Below are 19,094 nucleotides of genomic sequence, written 5' to 3'. Positions count from 1 at the left end.
GATTTCCTCCTAGTGTTTGAAATGACGAATGCCTGTAAAGACCATTGCGATTCCTAACTCATTGGCTTTGTCAATCGAGTCCTGATCTTTGACAGAACCTCCTGGTTGGATAATTGCCGTAATACCTGCTTCAGCTGCTGCTTCTACCGTATCTGGCATTGGGAAGAACGCATCGGACGCTAAAGCGGAACCTTTCGCCTGCGCACCTGCTTGATCTAAAGCAATCTTCGCAGCTCCCACACGGTTCATCTGACCTGCTCCAACACCTAAAGTCATTTGTGAGTTTGCAACGACAATGGCATTGGACTTAACGTGTTTCACTACGTTCCAGCCAAGTTCTAACGCTTCCCACTCTTCATCAGAAGGCGCTCGATCTGTTACGACTTCCACATTCGCATGAGCTAAAGATGCTGTATCCGGTGACTGAACTAGAAGTCCGCCTTCAATTGAAACGACGTTGAATGCTTCTTGACTGCCTTCTTCGAAAGGAATCGTCAGCAAGCGAATGTTCTTCTTCGCTGTCAGCATAGCAAGTGCCTGCTCTGAGAACGAAGGAGCGATGATGATTTCTAAGAAGATTCCGCCCAATACTTTCGCAGTTGCGGCATCCACTTCACGGTTCAATGCCACGATACCACCAAAGATGCTCGTCTCATCCGCTTCATACGCCTTTTGGAAAGCTTCAGCAATCGTAGACCCAACACCAACGCCACATGGGTTCATATGTTTAACTGCTACTGCTGCCGGTTGCTCAAACTCTTTAACGAGTTGAATGGCTGCATTCGCATCCTGGATGTTGTTATAAGAAAGTTCTTTTCCGTGAAGCTGAGTTGCCGCTGCAATAGAGAATACAGAGCCCATCTTGTTTTGATAGAAAGCAGCGAGTTGATGTGGATTCTCCCCGTAACGCAGGTCTTGTTTCTTTTCATACGTCAATGTTAGAGATTCTGGGAATTCGTCTCCAGCCATATCACTTAGATACGCAGCAATCCATGCATCATAAGCGGCTGTGTGACGAAACACTTTAGCTGCTAGACGCTGACGTGTCGTCAGTTTTGTCTGCCCGTCTGCTCGTAGTTCAGAAAGCACGACAGCATAATCTGCCGGATCTGTTACGACCGTCACATACTGATGGTTCTTCGCAGAGGCACGAAGCATACTTGGACCACCGATATCGATGTTCTCGATTGCCAGTTCCGGAGTGACATCTGGACGCTGGATCGTCGACTGGAATGGATACAGATTGACACAGACCACTTGAATTGGTTGAATCGCATGCTCTTCAAGTTGTGCCAAGTGCGCAGGATCGTCGTGTTTCGATAACAACCCTCCGTGAATTTTTGGATGAAGTGTTTTGACGCGGCCTTCTAAAATCTCTGGGAAGCCGGTAACGTCTCCTACTGCAGTTACAGGGATGCCAGCTTCTTGAAGAGCCGCTTTCGTTCCACCTGTAGACAACAGTTCATATCCAAGTTCGACGAGTTCTTTAGCAAAATCGACGATTCCTACTTTATCTGACACACTGAGTAATGCTCGTTTCATTTCATTCTCTCCTCATTCCATAGCTGGTCTAGTGCTTCTCTGTATAATTCATGTTCCGCAGCGTGGATGCACGCCTCGGTTTGTTCTCGTGTAGCTTGTACTTCAACGGCACGTTGAGCTAGGATTGGACCCGTGTCCATTCCTGCATCAACGAAATGTACTGTGACACCTGTTACGTGGACTCCATGCTCTAGCGCCTGCCCGATCGCATCTTTCCCCGGAAACGCAGGTAATAACGACGGGTGGATGTTGACGATGCGGTTCGGAAACGCGTTTAGTAACGTGGATCCAATCAAACGCATATATCCCGCAAGTACTAAAAAGTCTACTTGCCAGCTACGCAACTGGTCAAGCAACGCTTGTTCATAAGCCTCTTTTGATACGAACGACTTTGGAGCCAAATGAAACATCGGCACTCCCCAAGAAGCAGCCCTTTCAAGAACAAAGGCGTCCGGCTTATCGCTGAACACCCCTACTAGTTCTCCTCGAAGCTTACCGTCTTGAATCGCCTGGTAAAGAGCTTGTGCATTCGAGCCATTTCCTGACGCGAATATCGCAAAACGAACGGTCATGAGGACAGACTCCCATCATGAGTCCCTGTAAATGCAACGCCTGGTTGTTCCGTCACGGTACCGATTACGAAGGCTTGCTCGCCCATTTCGTGAAGAGCAGAGAGTGTGGTCTCCGCGTCTTTTTCGTCGACCGCCAAGACAAACCCAATACCCATATTGAACACACCGTACAAGTCTTTATCTTGAAGCTGACCTAATTCTTTAAGATGAGTAAAAATTTCAGGCACCGGCCAAGCGCCGAGTTGAATCTTGACTCCTAAGCCACTTGGCAACATGCGAGGTAAGTTTTCGTAGAAACCGCCACCCGTGACATGAGCCATTCCTTTGATTTTTACTTGCCGTTTGACTGCGGCTACTTGTTTTGCGTAGATTCGCGTCGGCTCTAACAGAACATCTGCATAACTTAATTCTTCATCAAATGGAACGGAATCCGAAAGCTCCACTTGATGCTGCGAGAACAAGATATGACGTACAAGCGAGTACCCATTGGAATGGATTCCACTAGAAGAAAGTCCTATCAGTGTCTGTCCAGCTGCAATGGCTTCGCCTGTAATGACGTCCGATTTTTCGCAAGCACCGACTGCAAATCCTGCTAAATCGTACTCGTCTTCTTCGTAAAGGCCAGGCATTTCAGCAGTCTCGCCGCCGATTAAAGCAGCACCTGCTTCCACGCATCCGTCTGCTACACCTTTGACGATTTGCTCGATCTTTTCTGGAATCGCTTTACCTAACGCTACATAGTCCAAGAAGAATAACGGCTCTGCCCCTTGTGCCACGATGTCGTTGACACACATCGCTACGCAGTCAATCCCAATCGTGTCGTGCTTGTCAGCTAAGAACGCAAGCTTCAGCTTGGTGCCAACGCCATCCGTCCCTGAAATCAAAACGGGTTCTTTTAAGCCAAGTGCTGATAGATCGAATTGGCCTCCAAAGCCTCCGAAAGTTCCTTGCACACCAAGACGCGTTGTCCGTTCCACATGGCTTTTCATGCGGTTGACGGCTTCATAGCCAGCCTCGATGTTCACTCCTGCTTGTTCATATGCTTTTGACATGGTAGGGCCTCCTAGCGCACAAATTCTTTTTCATGAGGTAATTTTGTATCGGAATAGATCGATGTCGGGTACTCTCCTGTGAAACAAGCGAGGCATTGGCCACAGTTTTTATACTCTGGTGAGCGGCCTACCGCTTGTAATAACCCTTCTACAGATAAGAATGACAGCGAGTCGGCTCCAATGATGTCGCGCATCTCTTCGATCGAATGATTCGCTGCAATAAGCTCCGAATCCGAGCTGATATCGATTCCATAGAAACATGGATTTTTCAGCGGAGGTGAACTGATGACCACGTGAACTTCTTTTGCTCCCGCTTCTTTGAGCATATTGACGATACGTCGAGAAGTTGTACCACGGACGATTGAGTCATCCACCATGACGACGCGTTTTCCTTGAACGACTTGGCGGACAGGAGATAACTTCATTTTTACGCCCCGTTCGCGAAGTTCTTGAGACGGCTGAATGAACGTCCGACCGACATAGCGATTTTTGATTAGTCCCATCTCGTATGGAATCCCCGTTTGCTCGGAGAATCCGATGGCTGCAGAAATACTAGAATCTGGTACACCAGTAACAATGTCTGCTTCAACTTGAATCTCTTTTGCGAGCTGGATACCGAGGCGCTTACGAGCCGTATGAATGTTGATACCGTCAATATCCGAATCCGGACGAGAGAAGTAGATATATTCCATAGAACAGATCGCACGTCCACGCTCTTCTGTATAGAACGACGAGCGGACACCTGTATCATCAATGATCAACATTTCTCCAGGTTCAACCGAACGCAAGACTTCTGCTCCAATCAAATCGAACGCGCTCGTTTCCGATGCAACGACAAAGCCACCGTTCAATCTTCCAAGTGAAAGAGGACGCATCCCGTTTGGGTCTTGTGCGACCATTAAAAAGTCTTCCGTCAAAATCAAGAAAGCAAATGCTCCTTTAAGTAAGCGCAGAGCCTGCTTAGCGCGCTCTTCAAACGACTGCAAATGACTGCGTTTGATCAAGTGTGCCAATACTTCTGTATCAGACGTTGTTTGGAAGATACTTCCTTGACGCTCTAGACTGCGTTTCAAATCGGTGGCGTTAACGATATTGCCGTTATGAGCAATTGCTAGAGACCCTGTTGTGGAATTGAATAGCAAAGGTTGCACGTTAGCAAGACCGGAGCCACCCGCTGTGGCGTAACGTACATGCGAGATGGCAGCTTTTCCTTGCAAAGCTTTTAGTTTCGTTTCATCAAACACATCATTGACGAGTCCTTCTCCGCGAACAGCACGTAAGAATTCTCCGTCAGTTGCTACGATTCCAGCACCTTCTTGTCCACGGTGTTGGAGGGCATGTAGCCCGTAATAGCACATGGGTGCAGGGTCATGATGACCCCACACGCCAAATACGCCACACTCTTCATTTAGTCCTCTGAGTTCAGTAAGCATGGAATAGCTCCTTTCCAAGCTGCAAACAGCTCGGCTACTGGTTGGTCGATCCAGACCTCACCCGTAGTAGATTTCACCGTATAAGATGGAGATGCTGTAATAACACCTGCACGCTTCGCTTCTGGCATCGCCGCTTCAAAGTCTTCTGCGTGCTCTGGAGAAACCGTAACGACAAAACGTGATTGAGATTCACTAAATAGTGCTGTAACTGCAGACCCTTCTAGAGTTACATCTAAACCTAATTCTGTTCCGAAAACGACTTCAGCTAGCGCAACACTCATTCCGCCTTCTGACACGTCATGAGCAGAAGCGACTAAACCTGAACGAATAGCAGTCAGCAATTGATGTTGACGGCGTGCTTCGATATCTAAATCAATTGTTGGAGCTTGACCAGAAATCGCACCGTCCACTAATTTTTGAAGTTCAGAACCGCCAAATTCAGTCATCGTGTCTCCGATGATGTAAACGAGGTCTCCTGCTTTTTTTGCATATTGTGTAGTCACATGTTCTAATTCTTGAACGAGACCAACCATACCAATTGTCGGTGTAGGGTAAACCGCAGTTCCGCTACGCTCGTTGTATAGCGAGACGTTCCCACCAATAACTGGCGCATCAAGTGCTAGACACGCTGCTGAAATACCTTCGGCTGATTGATCCAACTGCCAGAAAATTTCTGGGTTTTCTGGATTCCCAAAGTTCAAGCAGTCCGTGATAGCCAGTGGCTTTCCTCCAGAACAAACGATATTACGTGCTGCTTCAGCAACTGCAATCTTGCCTCCAGTGACTGGGTCTAAGTAAATGTAACGAGAATTACAGTCTGTCGTCATCGCAAGTGCTTTGTTGGTACCTCGGACGCGAACAACTGCTGCGTCTGATCCTGGTGTAACAACTGTTGACGTACGTACTTGGTAATCGTATTGATCATAAACCCACTCTTTAGAAGCAATCGTCGGTTGAGACAACAATGTTTTCAAAGTCTGCCCGACGTCTTCTACTTTTGGTTCCTCGTTCTTTTGCTCTTTGAACTTCTTAAAGTAAGCTGGCTCTTGTTTCGGTTTGTAGTAGACCGGTGCTTCTTCTGCAAGTGCATCTGCTGGCACTTCTGCAACTACTTCGCCGTGATGAATCAAACGAAGCATCTTGTCATCCGTTACTTGTCCAACTGCAACACAATCTAAGTCGTATTTCTCGAAGATCTCAACGATTTCTTGTTCGCGTCCTTTTTTCACGACCAACAACATGCGTTCTTGAGACTCAGACAACATCATTTCATAAGCGGTCATTCCAGTCTCGCGTTGTGGCACGCGGTCAAGATGCATCTCGATTCCGTACCCTGCTTTTGAAGCCATCTCTGCAGAAGAAGACGTTAGTCCTGCTGCTCCCATATCTTGAATCCCGACAAGAGCGTCCGATTTAATGACTTCTAGGCACGCTTCTAGTAATAGTTTCTCCATGAACGGATCGCCTACTTGAACCGCTGGACGTTTCTTCTCGGACTCTTCGTTCAACTCTTCAGAAGCAAACGTAGCTCCGTGAATTCCGTCACGTCCAGTTTTAGCACCCGCATAGAGTACTGTGTTTCCTACTCCAGCAGCAATCCCGCGCTGAATGTCTTCGTGATTGATCAGTCCAACAGCCATAGCGTTTACAAGTGGATTTCCTTCATAACAAGGGTCAAACTGGATCTCGCCTCCGACTGTCGGAATCCCGATACAGTTTCCGTAACCTGCAATCCCTGCAACGACTTCTTCGAACAAGTACTTCACGCGAGGCGTCTTGAGCTCTCCAAAACGAAGAGAGTTGAGAAGTGCGATAGGACGTGCTCCCATCGAGAACACATCACGGATGATACCGCCCACACCTGTAGCTGCGCCTTGGTACGGTTCGATAGCAGATGGGTGGTTGTGAGATTCCATTTTGAAGACGACCGCTTGGCCATCTCCAATATCGACAATCCCCGCGCCTTCTCCCGGACCTTGTAACACTTGAGGACCCGTCGTCGGGAACTTGCGAAGGACTGGTTTTGAATTTTTATACGAACAGTGCTCAGACCACATGACCGAAAACAGTCCTGTCTCTGTATAGTTCGGTGTGCGTCCAAGAATCGACGTTGCCAGCTCAAACTCTTCGTCTGACATCCCCATTTGGGCGTAAAGCTTCATTTCTTTCACTTGTTCAGCTGATGGTTCAAGCATGACTGACATGGGATTCCCTCCACTGTTTTAAGATTGATCGGAACAAAGCTAAGCCGTCTGTACCACCCATGACTTCATGTACTGCGCGCTCTGGGTGAGGCATCATGCCAAGGACATTGCCTTGTTCATTGATGATTCCTGCAATATTGGAAACCGAGCCGTTCGGACCTTCGCCTGTATATTTGAAGACGATCTGATTGTTGGCTTCTAGCTGTTTCGCTGTCTCGTCATCACAGAAATAGTTGCCTTCTCCGTGTGCTATTGGAATCTGGATGTGTTGCCCTTTTTGGTATTCTGCTGTGAAGATCGTGTCATTGTTCACGACTTCAAGTTCTACCGTGCGGCAAATGAACTTCAAGTTCTTGTTGCGAAGGAGAGCACCTGGTAACAGACGTGCTTCCGTTAACACTTGGAAGCCATTGCAGACACCGAGAATTGGTTTTCCGGCTGCTGCTGCTTGTTTCACTTCTGCCATAATGTTAGAGAACTGGGCAATAGCCCCGCATCGTAGGTAATCTCCATAAGAGAAGCCCCCTGGCAATAAAATCGCATCGAATCCACTGAGATCGGCTTTGTCATGCCAGACATACTCGACATCTTGGCCAAGCTCGTCTTTGATGGCATGGTACATATCAAGATCACAGTTGGATCCTGGGAACTGGATCACTGCAAATTTCATTGCGAGACCGCCTCCTCAATCTCGTAGCGGTAATCCTCAATGACCGTATTCGTAAGCAGGCGTTCACACATCTCTTTTACGACTTGGTCTAAATCACGTGTGCCTTCTTCAATTTGAAGCTCTAAAAACTTTCCAATACGGACATCTTGAACTTCCGTGTAATCCATTGCATGGAGAGCACCTTTGACTGCAGAACCTTGTGGATCAAGAACACTTTCACGTAACGTGACATAGACATTTACTTTTTTCATTGAGAATTGCCTCCTAGTCGAGAAAGAATAATGGAATAGCCGTCTGTTAAATTACCTAAATTGCGTCTGAAAACATCTTTATCTAATTTCTGATTCGTCTCTTTGTCCCATAAGCGACACGTGTCTGGTGAAATTTCATCAGCAAGCAGGATCTCACCGTCTGCCGTGCGGCCAAATTCTACTTTGAAATCGACCAAAGTGACTCCGATAGAAACAAAAATCTCTTGAAGAGCGGTATTGATTTGTCGTGCCAAGTGCTCTAGTGATTGTTTTTCACTTTCTGAAACGAGCTCCAGTAGGGCAATATGCGCATCTGTCAGCAGTGGATCACCAAGCGCGTCGTCTTTGTAATAAAACTCAACGAGCGGCTGCTTAAGCGGCTGGCCCTCATCAAATCCAAGACGCTTCGCTAGGCTCCCTGCTGCAATGTTACGGACGACGACTTCAAGTGGAATGATATCCACTTTGCGAACAAGCTGCTCGGTCGGAGACAACTGCTCGATGAAGTGAGAAGGAATTCCTTGCTCTTTTAGTCTTTCGAATAACAGCGCCGTGATCTGGTTGTTGAGCTGTGCCTTGCCTTCAATCTCTTCTTTCTTCTCGCCATTGAACGCTGTAGCACTGTTTTTGTACTGGACATATAGGACCTCAGGATCCGGAGTTAAGAAAAGCTGTTTTGCTTTCCCTTCATAAACTAGAGCACCTTTTTGCACGAAAAACCCTCCTAGTTGGTTAAGCCGACACGCTCAAAAATCGCATCTACTTGCTGAATGTGGTAGTTGTAATCGAAGCAATCGTCAATTTCTGCAGCTGATAACTTGCTTGAAATTGTTTCATTTCCTTGAACGAGTGGCTTGAAGTGAGACTGCGTCTCCCAAGCTTCCATCGCTAGTGGCTGTACTGTATCATAGGCCGCTTCACGAGACATGCCTTTATCGATAAGCGCTAGCAACACGCGCTGCGAGTAAATCAAACCAAGTGTTGAATCCATATTGCGTTTCATGTTCTCTGGGAACACTGTCAAGTTTTTCACGATGTTGCCGAAACGGTTCAACATGTAGTTTAAAGTGATTGTCGCATCCGGAAGAATCACGCGCTCTGCTGATGAGTGAGAGATATCGCGCTCGTGCCACAATGCAACGTTTTCCATTGCTGTTACCATGTGACCACGAAGGAGACGTGCAAGACCTGTCATATTTTCAGAACCGATCGGGTTGCGTTTATGAGGCATCGCAGATGAGCCTTTTTGACCTTTTGCGAAGAATTCTTCCACTTCACGAGTCTCTGATTTTTGAAGACCACGAATTTCCGTTGCGAACTTCTCGATCGAAGCACCGATCAAGGCAATCGTGCTGATGTACTGAGCGTGACGATCACGCTGTAATGTTTGAGTTGAGATCGGCGCTGCCTGAAGTCCTAGTTTTTCACATACATAGCTTTCGACGAACGGGTCGATGTTCGCATACGTCCCTACAGCACCAGAAAGCTTTCCAGTTTCAATCACTTTAGCAGCTGCTTCAAAGCGCTCTAGATTGCGTTTCATTTCCTCGCGCCATAACGCAAGCTTCAAACCGAAAGTTGTCGGTTCCGCATGGACACCGTGTGTGCGACCCATCATGACTGTGTATTTGTGTTCTTTTGCTTTGACAGCCAAGATTTCAATGAAGTTTTCGATGTCACGACGTAAGATGACATTGGCTTGTTTGATCAAATATGAAAGAGCTGTGTCCACTACATCTGTAGAAGTTAAGCCGTAATGCACCCATTTCTTTTCTTCGCCAAGCGTCTCGGATACGGCACGAGTGAAAGCAACTACATCATGGCGTGTCTCTTCTTCAATTTCTAAAATTCGATCAACTGAAAACGTAGCATTCTCGCGCAGTACTTTGACGTCTTCTTTCGGAATCTCACCAAGCTCGGCCCATGCTTCACATGCTAAGATTTCCACTTCTAACCAAGCTTCGTATTTGTTTTGTTCTGTCCAAATGTTGCCCATCTCGGGGCGCGTATAGCGTTCAATCATCTAGTTTCCTCCTAGGACCAAATCGTGGTCTCTTCTAATTCAAACAAGGTTCGTTCCATATCATCTGTCATGATAGTGATGTGTCCCATCTTGCGATTTTCTTTAGCTTCGTGTTTGCCATAAAGATGCAGCGACCATTCCGGGTGCTTCGCCAGTTGGTTCGTTGCTGGAACAACATGTTGCCCGAGTAAGTTCACCATCACCGAAGACTCCCACAATCTTGGCTTTCTTAACGGCCAGCCGCAGATAGCACGGATATGCTGGTGAAACTGCGAGACATTGCAGGCTTCAATCGAGTAGTGTCCAGAGTTGTGCGGACGAGGTGCCAGTTCGTTGATAATCAAATCTTCTTCGACAACGAACATCTCGACAGCAAGTGTTCCGATCAGATCTAAATGCTCGGCGATTGCTTTCGCTGCTAGTTCTGCTTTTTTCTCGATGGCGTTTGTGACACGCGCCGGGACGATACTTTGATGCAAGATATGATTGACATGAATATTTTCGGCAATTGGCAGGATATAGCTTTCTCCTGCTGCATTTCGGTGGATGATGGTTGAAATTTCAGTCGTGAATGGAATAATCTTCTCGAGTACGCACGGAACGCTCTCGACGATTGTTTGGGCTTCGTGCAAGTCCCCTTCCGAGGTGAGCTTCAATTGCCCTTTACCATCGTAACCACCACGAGCTGTTTTTAAGATCACAGGATACCCAAGTTGTTCAATGCCTCGGTGCAGATCTTCGACCGTTTCTACGATTGTAAACGGTGCAACCGGAACCCCCGCTTTTTCAATTTCAGTTTTTTCAATTCGACGGTCTTGTGTGATGCGAATCAGCTCTGCCCCTTGTGGAACATACGCATATTCCATCACTTTTTTTAGACCTGCGTAATCGATGTTCTCAAATTCATACGTGATCACATCACTCACTTCAGCTAGCTCTGCTAACGCCTCTTGGTCTTCATAGCCTGCAACGATGCGGATGTCTGCCACTTGGCCACAAGGAGAATCCATTGCGGGATCTAAAACGGCTACTCGAAATCCTGCTTCTTTCGCCGCGAGAGCCATCATTCTGCCAAGTTGTCCGCCGCCAATGATGCCGATGGTTTGTCCTGGATAAATGACTTTACTCATAGTAGGTCACCTGAACTTTCTTCAACGAGTTGACGCGTCTTCTCCCGTCGCACTTCAAGGCGCTCAGCGACTTCAGCATCTGTAGATCCAAGAATCTGTGCTGCTAGAAGCCCAGCGTTCGTCGCTCCCGCTTTTCCGATGGCGACTGTCGCTACAGGAACGCCTCCTGGCATCTGAACAATCGATAATAAGGAGTCAAGTCCGTTAAGTGCCTTCGACTGAACAGGTACCCCGATGACTGGAAGTGTTGTCTTCGCAGCAACCATTCCTGGTAAGTGGGCTGCTCCGCCTGCTCCTGCGATAATGACTTGTATCCCGCGAGCACGTGCTTGTTCCGCGTAATCAAACATTAGGTCCGGTGTCCGGTGAGCCGAGACGACTTTCTTTTCATAAGGAATCGAAAGCTCTTCTAAGATGTCACATGCCTGTTGCATAGTCTCCCAATCGCTTGTGCTGCCCATGATAACGCCAACTTTTGCTGTCATGTATGAGTTCCCGCCTTTTCATTCGGTCTTGTGAAAACAAAAATTCCCCAAATAATCTGCTTCGGACATACGCACGAAAGCAGACTATTTGAGGAATTCATGAGGATCCACGTATTTACCCATCAGTAAACACACCTTTCCTGCTCGAAACATCAAAAGCCGCTTTCCCGCATAGTCCTGTCATTTACGGTGACATGGTAGAGACACTTAAGCCAATTCTTAAGCATATATGGGGAAATCTATTCATCAATCTAACGCTAGTTTAGCAGGCATTCTCGTTCGAGTCAACCCAATAACCGAACATTAAATTTTTCTGACAATTCATTGTTCGTCTTTTAGGCGAATCACACAAAATTCAATCTGTTGGCGAAGTGGGACCGGTTGTCCGTCCACTTCTTCAAATACGGGCACTTCACGCCGACCAACGATTTGAAACCCACTGTTTTGCAGTCGTTCGTAGGCTTCTCCAATCGTTTCGCCTGCTTCAACTGCCAGCCATTGTTTTTTCATACAAACACCTCACCTGATGAGTATACCAAAAAAGCCCCACCCAAAGGGCGAGGCTTTCTACTTAATAATTCGGCTGCATAGCTCCTGCAGAAATCTCTTCCATGTAGTGGCACGCCGCTTCATGGCCTTCCTTCATCAAATCTGAAGTGCGTAATTTCGGCTCTTCCGTTCGACACTTGTCTGTCGCAAACGGACAGCGCGTGTGGAAACGGCAGCCAGCTGGCGGATCAATCGGAGACGGAACGTCCCCTTTTAACACAATACGCTCTTTCTTCTTATCTGGATCTGGTACCGGAATCGCAGACAGCAAGGCTTTTGTATACGGGTGCTGCGGATTTTCAAACAAGCTGTGCTTGTCTGCAATCTCTACAATCTTCCCGAGATACATAACAATGATGCGGTCAGAAATATGACGTACGACACCTAAGTCATGCGAGATGAACAAATACGTCAAGTTATACTGTTCCTGCAAATCTTCCAACAGATTCAACACTTGAGCTTGAATGGAAACGTCTAGGGCCGACACAGCTTCATCACAGATGATCAGCTTCGGATCGACAGAAAGCGCACGCGCAATACCAATACGCTGACGCTGTCCACCAGAGAATTCATGCGGGAAACGGTCTGCTTGATACGGCAGAAGTCCTACAGTTTCTAATAACTCTTCAATGCGAGCACGGCGTTTGTTTGCAGGCAACACATTTTGAATCTCCATCGCTTCATTTAATACAGATGCCACTGTCTGGCGAGGATTGATAGAAGCATACGGATCTTGGAAGATAATCTGCAAATCTTTGCGGTAATCACGCATTTGACGCTTACTGATGGTTGCTAAGTCTACGCCTTGGAACTCGACTTTTCCTTCTGTTGGTTCTTCAAGACGGAGAATAGACCGCCCTGTTGTTGATTTTCCACAACCAGACTCTCCTACGATACTAACTGTCTCACCTTCATAGATCGTAAAGCTGATATCATCTACTGCTTTGACATGGTTGACTGTGCGACCTAAAAAGCCACCTTTAATAGGGAAGTATTGTTTCAGGCCTTCAACCTTTAGCAATTCTTGTTTCGCCATAAACGTTTACCTCCTTCTCACCTGGCCACTCGTCTGAGTAGATCCAGCAGCGGATTTGGTTACCTGAGTCATCGGTCATCAGTTCCGGCATCTTCGCACGGCACAGATCAGTAGCTGCAGGACAGCGTGGAGCAAAACGACAGCCTGTAGGCATCTCATGTGGACTTGGAACATTCCCTTTGATTGGCATGAGTTTTTCTTGGTCAATATCGTGACGGGGCAATGAATTCAATAGACCAATCGAGTAAGGATGCTTCGGCTGTTTGAAGAGCGTCCGGATATCCGAATACTCTACTACTTGACCCGCATACATAACGGCAACATAGTCACATGTTTCTGCTACAACACCTAGATCATGTGTGATGAAAATAACAGACATTCCGAGACGTTCTTGAAGATCTTTAATCAATTCTAAGATCTGTGCTTGAATCGTCACGTCAAGTGCCGTAGTCGGTTCATCTGCGATTAGAATTTCAGGATCGCACGCTAGTGACATCGCAATCATCACACGTTGACGCATACCACCTGACAACTCAAAGGGATACGCTTTCACACGTTTTTCAGGTGACGGAATTCCAACTAATTTCAGAAGTTCTACCGAGCGCACCATAGCTTGTTTTTTGTTCATTCCTTGGTGTGAAATCAGCGCCTCACTGATTTGTTGTCCCACTGTGTATACGGGATTCAACGACGTCATCGGCTCTTGGAAAATCATCGAAATCTCATTTCCTCGAAGCTCGCGCATCCGCTTTTCACTGACCTTTGTCAAATCTTCGCCTTTGTAGCGAATCTCTCCACCTTTGATTTTCCCATTCTCAGCAAGTAAACGGAGGATGGAAAGTGATGTGATACTCTTCCCAGAACCGGATTCACCTACGATTCCGATCGTTTTCCCTTTCGGTACGTCAAAGCTCACACCGTCTACTGCACGTACTTCACCTTTATCTGTAGAGAAGGACGTCTGCAGGTTTCTCACTTCAAGTACATTATCTTTTGAAATCAACTCGAGACACTCCTTCCTAATTTAAATCAATACGTTTATTCAAGTAGCGATACGAAACGTCTACTAATAAGTTTACAACTACGAACAACACTGAAATCACAAGCACAGTCCCTTGTACCATCGGGAAATCACGTGTACGAATTGCATCGATCGTCAGACGCCCCATTCCGTTGATGGCAAAAATCGTCTCCGTAAGCACGGCGCCTCCAAGGAACCCACCGAACTCAAGTCCTACTACTGTCACTACTGGAATCAAGGCATTTTTGAGAGCGTGACGGTATACGACAATCCGTTCCGTCAACCCTTTCGCTCGCGCTGTACGAATGTAATCCTGTCCAATGACTTCAAGCATCGAAGACCGGGTCATACGTGCAATGATGGCCGCTCCACCAGTTCCAAGTGTCAGTACTGGCAAGACAACCTGTCTCCAGTCATCTCCCCAACCGGATGGCCGCATCTTCAGGAATTCGAGTGATTCTGGCATCCAGTTTCCGATTGCAAACCATTGAATCAATAAGAGTCCAAACCAGAAGTTGGGCATGGAAAGACCGAATAACGCAATAATCATTACGGTCACGTCGGTCAAGGTGTAATGCCGGACTGCAGAGATAATTCCTGCAATAAGCCCTAAGAATACCGCCACAATTGTAGAGTAAAATGCTAATTCAAATGTAACCCAGAATCGCGCACCAATTTCGTCCATGACTGGACGACCTGAGCGAATAGAAGACCCTAGATCTCCTTGAACTGCGTTTCCAACAAATGTTCCATATTGTACGTAAAGCGGGTCATTCAAACCTAATCGTTCACGAATGTTTTCTACTGTCTGATCGGATGCCCCTTCACCTGCAATGATTTTTGCAGCGTCACCAGGTACGAGGTGCATTAACGAAAATACTAAAATCGTTACACCGATTAATACTGGAATGGTCTGAAGAAGTCTTCGGATAATATATTTAGTCAACGTTAATCACCCCTATTTTTTCATTTTTGGATCTAATGCATCTCTCACGCCATCACCAAAGATATTGAATGCAAGTACTACGACAACAATCATTAATCCCGGGAACAACGCGACATGTCCTGCTTCATACATATACTGACGTCCTTCATTCAGCATAGCCCCCCACTCTGGAGCTGGTGGTTGCGCACCTAATCCAAGGAAAGCTAGACCTGCTCCTGTCAGAATCGCGGTTGCGATACGTAACGAGGCTTGTACGATGATTGGTGACATAACGTTCGGCAAAATATGTTTAAAGATAATACGGAAGTCTGAAGCACCAAGGGCTCTGACAGCGTCAATATATTCAAGCTTCTTGACGGATAGAGTAGATCCTCGAACAATCCGCGCAAATGCAGGTACTGAGAAAATCCCTACTGCGATAATCACGTTCGTCAAGCTTCCTCCAAGTACTGCCACAATAGCAAGGGCTAAAAGGATACCAGGGAACGCTAGTAAGACGTCCATCAGACGCATGATGATCGTATCGACTTTTCCTCCATAATAGCCCGAGACAATCCCGAGAATTACTCCGACAATCCCCCCGACGAATACTGAAAGGAATCCAACATATAGAGTCAATTTCATTCCAAATACAATACGTGTAAAAATGTCACGTCCAAAACTATCTGTGCCAAACCAATGTTCAGCTGATGGACCTTGCAACTTATTAGCCACACTTGTCTTGTTAGGCTCCCAATCTGTAAATGTGGAAATGATCCAAGGACCAAGGAAAGCCATGATCACAAAAAACAGAATCATGATCCCACCAATGAGTGCCGCTCTGTTTTTAGCAAGTCGACGCCAAAACTGTTTGAAGCTTTCAAGCTGCGGATTCACTTTTTTGGCAGTCACAGGATGATTCACTGTTTCTTCACTCATGAAGTAAGCACCCTTTCTTATTTAACTATTCTGTCAAAAACGTAGACTAGCTTATTTTACAAGATTCACGCTTGTCTGACTAGATTCGAAATTTTGTTCAAAGAGGGAGAAATAAAATAATCTGAAAATATAAATAATAAGAATATTATATTAGACACATCTTATTTATAAGAGAAAGCGCATTCATTCGCAATTAGAACTATATTAAAATATTTATTTTATCTGTTAATTGTATTTTATTGGCAAGAAAATCATAAAAATATTATTTTTTTCTTTTTTATAAGTCGAATCATCTATCTTAAAGATTGTTTAATTGTAAGATATTGCCTTGTTTCATTTTCTGTAGTGTGCTATATTATTTTTTGAATATTATGTTCACTCTAATATTCAAAACATTTAATGTATAGGGGGCAATTCACGTATGGCTATTAACAAGAAGTCGCTTTTGTTCCTTCTGTTAACACTTATGCTAGCATTAGTTTTAGCAGCTTGTGCAGGCGGTAGTGATTCTGAAAACACTTCAGAAGAACCAACAGAAGAAACAGAAGGAACTGAAGGTTCTGAAGGCACTGCGTCTGAAGGCGCTGAGGGCGGAGATTTAATTCTTGCAGTTCTATCTGATGCATCTTCACTTGATCCAGCAGGTTCAAATGACGTACCATCTTCAGTAGTTCAGGCTAACATCTATGAAACACTAGTTAACCGTGATGAAAACAACGAAATCGTTCCAGGACTAGCTGAGTCATGGGAGCAAGTGGATGACACGACTTGGTCATTCAAATTGCGTGAAGGCGTTAAGTTCCACGACGGTGAAGAGTTCAACGCAGAAGTTGTAAAAATGAACTTGGATCGTATCCTTGATCCAGCTGTTGCTTCTCCACGTCTCTTCTTATTCGAAATGATTACAAACGTTGAAGTTGTGAGCGACTACGAAGTCAACATCACAACGGAATACCCATTTGCACCACTACTTGCTCACCTTTCACACAACGGTGGCGGTATGGTGTCTCCAGCTTCTATCGAGGCTGACTATGAAGCATTAAATGGCGGGGCTGACCCAGGTTCTGTTATCTCAGAAAACCCGGTTGGAACTGGTTTCTTCAAATTTGAATCTTGGAACCCAGGTTCTGAAATCAAACTTGTAAAGAACGAAGACTATTGGGGTGAAGAAGGCGCGAAAGTAGATTCAGTTACATTCCGCGTGGTTCCTGACTCTCAAGTACGTGCAGCAGACCTTGAAACTGGAAACGTTCATATCATCGATCCAGTTCAACCAAACGAAGTAGAACGGATCAACAACTCTGGTGTGGCTTCTGTAAACCAAAAAGCTTCTTCAAGCTTAGCTTACCTTGGTTTCAACACAGAAAAAGCTCCATTTGATGATCCATTAGTGCGTCAAGCTATCTCTAAAGCAATCGACCGCGAAGCTATCATCAGCGGTATCTATGACAACTACGGTATTCCAGCAATTGGACCTCTTGCACCTGGTATCTTCGGTTACACTGAAGACATCGATGCAATTGAGTACAACATGGACGAAGCAAAAGCTCTACTTGAAGAAGCAGGTATGGCAGACGGCTTCGAAACAACTCTATGGACAAACGATAACCCACAACGTCAAGCAATCGCAGTTCTTGTTCAAGAAGCTCTAGCTGAATTGAACATCACTGTTGAAATCGAAGTTATGGAGTTCGGTACGTACCTAGAGCAAACTGCTGCTGGCCAGCACGACATGTTCATCCTTGGTTGGTCTAACCCAACTGGTGACGCTGACTACGGTATGTATGCATTATTCCACTCTTCACAAAAAGGGAACCCAGGTAACCGTTCATTCTACGAAAACCCAGAAGTGGACGAACTACTTGACCAAGGTCGCCGTGAGACAGATCCAGCTGCTCGTGAAGCAATCTACGCTGAAGTAGCTCAGTTATTAACTGACGATGCTCCAATGGCGTTCTTACTTCACACAGAGTACCTAACTGGTATTTCTGACAACGTACAAGGATTTGATATCGGCACTGACGGTATCTACCAACTTCGTGATGTAACAATCAATGAATAATCTTGTTTTGAAGACCTCTCTCCACCTTGGTGGAGGGAGGTTTTTTGTTTGGAGTGAAGTGGATAGTGTTAGTATGGCTTAACGGCTCCAGGACCCTTAAAAGGTGTAGGGATTTAAGAGCTTTGATGGTTTTAGGGATTTTCTAGAAAGGGCTGGTTTTGGGGCATTCATTCATTTGAGGAGAATTTTTCATTGGGTGGCTATGGAAATGACTTGCGGTGATCTAAAAAGTGGGCCGGTGATTGCTGCTTCGATGCGAATTGTCGGCAGATGCAACGCTTACGGAGGCAGTTGCCAATTTTACGTCGGCAGATCGACCGGAATCGTCGAGACCTGGATCGGTCATAGGCGAATCGTCGGCAGATGGAGCGTTTACGCGGGCAGATATCGAGTTTACGTCGGCAGATGACGCTTTTGCGTCGAGACGTAGTTCGGTCCTATGCGAATCGGCGGCAGATGATTCGTTTACGGAGGCAGATATCGAGTTTACGTCGGCAGATGACGCTTTTGCGTCGAGACCTGCATGGAGTACCTACTTCAGTGGCTCTAGTTTCAGTCGTATCGCCAAGTATCTGCCGCAGTTCATTGAGTATCTGCTGGAGATGGCGGCTTATCGGCCGCAGTTGCTCGAATATCGGTCGCATCTACAAGTATCTGCCGTAGTTCCTTGAGTATCTGCTGCAGATGACAGCTTATCGGCCGCAGTTGCTCGAATATCGGCCACACTTTCAAGTATCTGCACCAATAGTCTCCACCATATATGCTCTTGCTAGAAAGGCCCTTCTACCATTAAAAGGCTTGCCCTAAGAGTCAGTTGCGCTTCGACTCGTAATCGAGTTGCAGGCGTTAGAAATACATTCAAAGATCATTCGCACCCACAGAGGCAGAGGACGCCTCTATGGGTACGCCTGATCTCCGAAGCATTTCTGGGCGAACGCCTTCCACATCTAAGCATACAAAAAAGGCCACCCCTCTCGGGATGACCTCCGTGTTGCCCAGCGACGTCCTACTCTCACAGGGGGAGACCCCCAACTACCATCGGCGCTGAAGAGCTTAACTTCCGTGTTCGGTATGGGAACGGGTGTGACCTCTTCGCCATCATCACTGGACATGAGCCTGTTCGCTCAAAACTGGATAGAACTCCATTGATCTTTTTGGTTAAGTCCTCGATCGATTAGTATTCGTCAGCTCCACACGTCG

The 19,094-nt window shown here is 46.3% G+C and carries 17 protein-coding genes, 1 rRNA gene and 1 riboswitch; of the genes, 1 reads left to right on the top strand and 17 read right to left on the bottom strand.

Annotated elements, in window-relative coordinates:
- Nucleotides 1–9: 9 nt before the first annotated feature.
- From purH to nikC, 16 genes are all read right to left on the bottom strand, one after another.
- Nucleotides 10–1,542, bottom strand: coding sequence for a bifunctional phosphoribosylaminoimidazolecarboxamide formyltransferase/IMP cyclohydrolase (gene purH, locus CQS04_RS12540; RefSeq protein WP_100354464.1), 1,533 nt, complete (start codon nt 1,540–1,542; stop codon nt 10–12).
- Nucleotides 1,539–2,114, bottom strand: coding sequence for a phosphoribosylglycinamide formyltransferase (purN, locus tag CQS04_RS12535; RefSeq protein WP_094944651.1), 576 nt, complete (start codon nt 2,112–2,114; stop codon nt 1,539–1,541). The genes purH and purN overlap by 4 nt, the downstream gene beginning before the upstream one ends.
- Nucleotides 2,111–3,166: a phosphoribosylformylglycinamidine cyclo-ligase gene (gene purM, locus CQS04_RS12530; protein ID WP_100354463.1), complete on the bottom strand. Its 1,056-nt coding sequence runs from the start codon at nt 3,164–3,166 to the stop codon at nt 2,111–2,113. Before purM ends, purN begins: the two co-directional genes overlap by 4 nt.
- 11 nt (nt 3,167–3,177) lie before the next feature.
- Complete coding sequence (gene purF / locus CQS04_RS12525) at nt 3,178–4,599, bottom strand: amidophosphoribosyltransferase (protein WP_094944648.1); 1,422 nt, start codon at nt 4,597–4,599, stop codon at nt 3,178–3,180.
- Nucleotides 4,575–6,803, bottom strand: a complete 2,229-nt coding sequence (gene purL, locus CQS04_RS12520) for a phosphoribosylformylglycinamidine synthase subunit PurL (protein WP_100354462.1) — start codon at nt 6,801–6,803, stop codon at nt 4,575–4,577. The genes purF and purL overlap by 25 nt, the downstream gene beginning before the upstream one ends.
- The gene (gene purQ / locus CQS04_RS12515; RefSeq protein ID WP_100354461.1) at nt 6,787–7,473 is read right to left on the bottom strand and encodes a phosphoribosylformylglycinamidine synthase subunit PurQ; all 687 of its coding nucleotides are present in this window, start codon (nt 7,471–7,473) and stop codon (nt 6,787–6,789) included. The genes purL and purQ overlap by 17 nt, the downstream gene beginning before the upstream one ends.
- Nucleotides 7,470–7,724, bottom strand: coding sequence for a phosphoribosylformylglycinamidine synthase subunit PurS (gene purS, locus CQS04_RS12510; protein WP_094944644.1), 255 nt, complete (start codon nt 7,722–7,724; stop codon nt 7,470–7,472). The genes purQ and purS overlap by 4 nt, the downstream gene beginning before the upstream one ends.
- Nucleotides 7,721–8,437 carry a phosphoribosylaminoimidazolesuccinocarboxamide synthase gene (gene purC, locus CQS04_RS12505; RefSeq protein WP_100354460.1) on the bottom strand — a complete coding sequence of 239 codons (717 nt, stop codon included), beginning with the start codon at nt 8,435–8,437 and terminating at the stop codon, nt 7,721–7,723. Before purC ends, purS begins: the two co-directional genes overlap by 4 nt.
- 11 nt (nt 8,438–8,448) lie before the next feature.
- A complete protein-coding gene (gene purB / locus CQS04_RS12500) occupies nt 8,449–9,747 on the bottom strand; it encodes an adenylosuccinate lyase (protein WP_094944641.1) in 1,299 nt (432 codons plus the stop codon).
- Nucleotides 9,748–9,758: 11 nt separating this feature from the next.
- On the bottom strand, nt 9,759–10,877 hold the full coding sequence (gene purK / locus CQS04_RS12495; protein WP_100354459.1) for a 5-(carboxyamino)imidazole ribonucleotide synthase: 1,119 nt from the start codon (nt 10,875–10,877) through the stop codon (nt 9,759–9,761).
- Entirely contained in the window at nt 10,874–11,362 is a 489-nt protein-coding gene (gene purE, locus CQS04_RS12490) for a 5-(carboxyamino)imidazole ribonucleotide mutase (RefSeq protein WP_100354458.1), read from the bottom strand. Before purE ends, purK begins: the two co-directional genes overlap by 4 nt.
- 152 nt (nt 11,363–11,514) lie before the next feature.
- Nucleotides 11,515–11,615: riboswitch (purine riboswitch) on the bottom strand.
- A 68-nt stretch (nt 11,616–11,683) separates the two neighbouring features.
- On the bottom strand, nt 11,684–11,872 hold the full coding sequence (locus CQS04_RS12485) for an NETI motif-containing protein (protein WP_100354457.1): 189 nt from the start codon (nt 11,870–11,872) through the stop codon (nt 11,684–11,686).
- Nucleotides 11,873–11,933: 61 nt separating this feature from the next.
- The gene (locus tag CQS04_RS12480) at nt 11,934–12,947 is read right to left on the bottom strand and encodes an ABC transporter ATP-binding protein (RefSeq protein ID WP_100354456.1); all 1,014 of its coding nucleotides are present in this window, start codon (nt 12,945–12,947) and stop codon (nt 11,934–11,936) included.
- Nucleotides 12,919–13,947: an ABC transporter ATP-binding protein gene (locus tag CQS04_RS12475; RefSeq protein ID WP_100354537.1), complete on the bottom strand. Its 1,029-nt coding sequence runs from the start codon at nt 13,945–13,947 to the stop codon at nt 12,919–12,921. The genes CQS04_RS12480 and CQS04_RS12475 overlap by 29 nt, the downstream gene beginning before the upstream one ends.
- A 19-nt stretch (nt 13,948–13,966) precedes the next feature.
- The gene (locus CQS04_RS12470; RefSeq protein WP_100354455.1) at nt 13,967–14,914 is read right to left on the bottom strand and encodes an ABC transporter permease; all 948 of its coding nucleotides are present in this window, start codon (nt 14,912–14,914) and stop codon (nt 13,967–13,969) included.
- Nucleotides 14,915–14,926: 12 nt separating this feature from the next.
- The gene (gene nikC / locus CQS04_RS12465; RefSeq protein ID WP_100354454.1) at nt 14,927–15,832 is read right to left on the bottom strand and encodes a nickel transporter permease; all 906 of its coding nucleotides are present in this window, start codon (nt 15,830–15,832) and stop codon (nt 14,927–14,929) included.
- 421 nt (nt 15,833–16,253) lie between these two features.
- On the opposite strand from nikC, the gene CQS04_RS12460 reads away from it, so the two are divergent.
- Nucleotides 16,254–17,894, top strand: coding sequence for a glutathione ABC transporter substrate-binding protein (locus CQS04_RS12460; RefSeq protein WP_100354453.1), 1,641 nt, complete (start codon nt 16,254–16,256; stop codon nt 17,892–17,894).
- Nucleotides 17,895–18,887: 993 nt separating this feature from the next.
- On the opposite strand, the gene rrf is transcribed toward CQS04_RS12460, so the two are convergent.
- Nucleotides 18,888–19,003, bottom strand: a 5S ribosomal RNA gene (gene rrf / locus CQS04_RS12450).
- Between the last annotated feature and the right edge of the window lie 91 nt (nt 19,004–19,094).

Source organism: Chryseomicrobium excrementi, from assembly GCF_002798305.1.
Taxonomy (GTDB): domain Bacteria; phylum Bacillota; class Bacilli; order Bacillales_A; family Planococcaceae; genus Chryseomicrobium; species Chryseomicrobium excrementi.
The sequence above is the reverse complement of the archived record's forward strand: the minus strand, read 5'-3'. Positions and strand labels throughout refer to the sequence as shown.

Coding starts and splice junctions, on each gene's coding strand:
- purH (WP_100354464.1), bottom strand. CDS start 1,542: ATGAAACGAGCATTACTCAGTGTGTCAGATAAAGTAGGAATCGTCGAT.
- purN (WP_094944651.1), bottom strand. CDS start 2,114: ATGACCGTTCGTTTTGCGATATTCGCGTCAGGAAATGGCTCGAATGCA.
- purM (WP_100354463.1), bottom strand. CDS start 3,166: ATGTCAAAAGCATATGAACAAGCAGGAGTGAACATCGAGGCTGGCTAT.
- purF (WP_094944648.1), bottom strand. CDS start 4,599: ATGCTTACTGAACTCAGAGGACTAAATGAAGAGTGTGGCGTATTTGGC.
- purL (WP_100354462.1), bottom strand. CDS start 6,803: ATGTCAGTCATGCTTGAACCATCAGCTGAACAAGTGAAAGAAATGAAG.
- purQ (WP_100354461.1), bottom strand. CDS start 7,473: ATGAAATTTGCAGTGATCCAGTTCCCAGGATCCAACTGTGATCTTGAT.
- purS (WP_094944644.1), bottom strand. CDS start 7,724: ATGAAAAAAGTAAATGTCTATGTCACGTTACGTGAAAGTGTTCTTGAT.
- purB (WP_094944641.1), bottom strand. CDS start 9,747: ATGATTGAACGCTATACGCGCCCCGAGATGGGCAACATTTGGACAGAA.
- purK (WP_100354459.1), bottom strand. CDS start 10,877: ATGAGTAAAGTCATTTATCCAGGACAAACCATCGGCATCATTGGCGGC.
- purE (WP_100354458.1), bottom strand. CDS start 11,362: ATGACAGCAAAAGTTGGCGTTATCATGGGCAGCACAAGCGATTGGGAG.
- CQS04_RS12485 (WP_100354457.1), bottom strand. CDS start 11,872: ATGAAAAAACAATGGCTGGCAGTTGAAGCAGGCGAAACGATTGGAGAA.
- CQS04_RS12480 (WP_100354456.1), bottom strand. CDS start 12,947: ATGGCGAAACAAGAATTGCTAAAGGTTGAAGGCCTGAAACAATACTTC.
- nikC (WP_100354454.1), bottom strand. CDS start 15,832: ATGAGTGAAGAAACAGTGAATCATCCTGTGACTGCCAAAAAAGTGAAT.
- CQS04_RS12460 (WP_100354453.1), top strand. CDS start 16,254: ATGGCTATTAACAAGAAGTCGCTTTTGTTCCTTCTGTTAACACTTATG.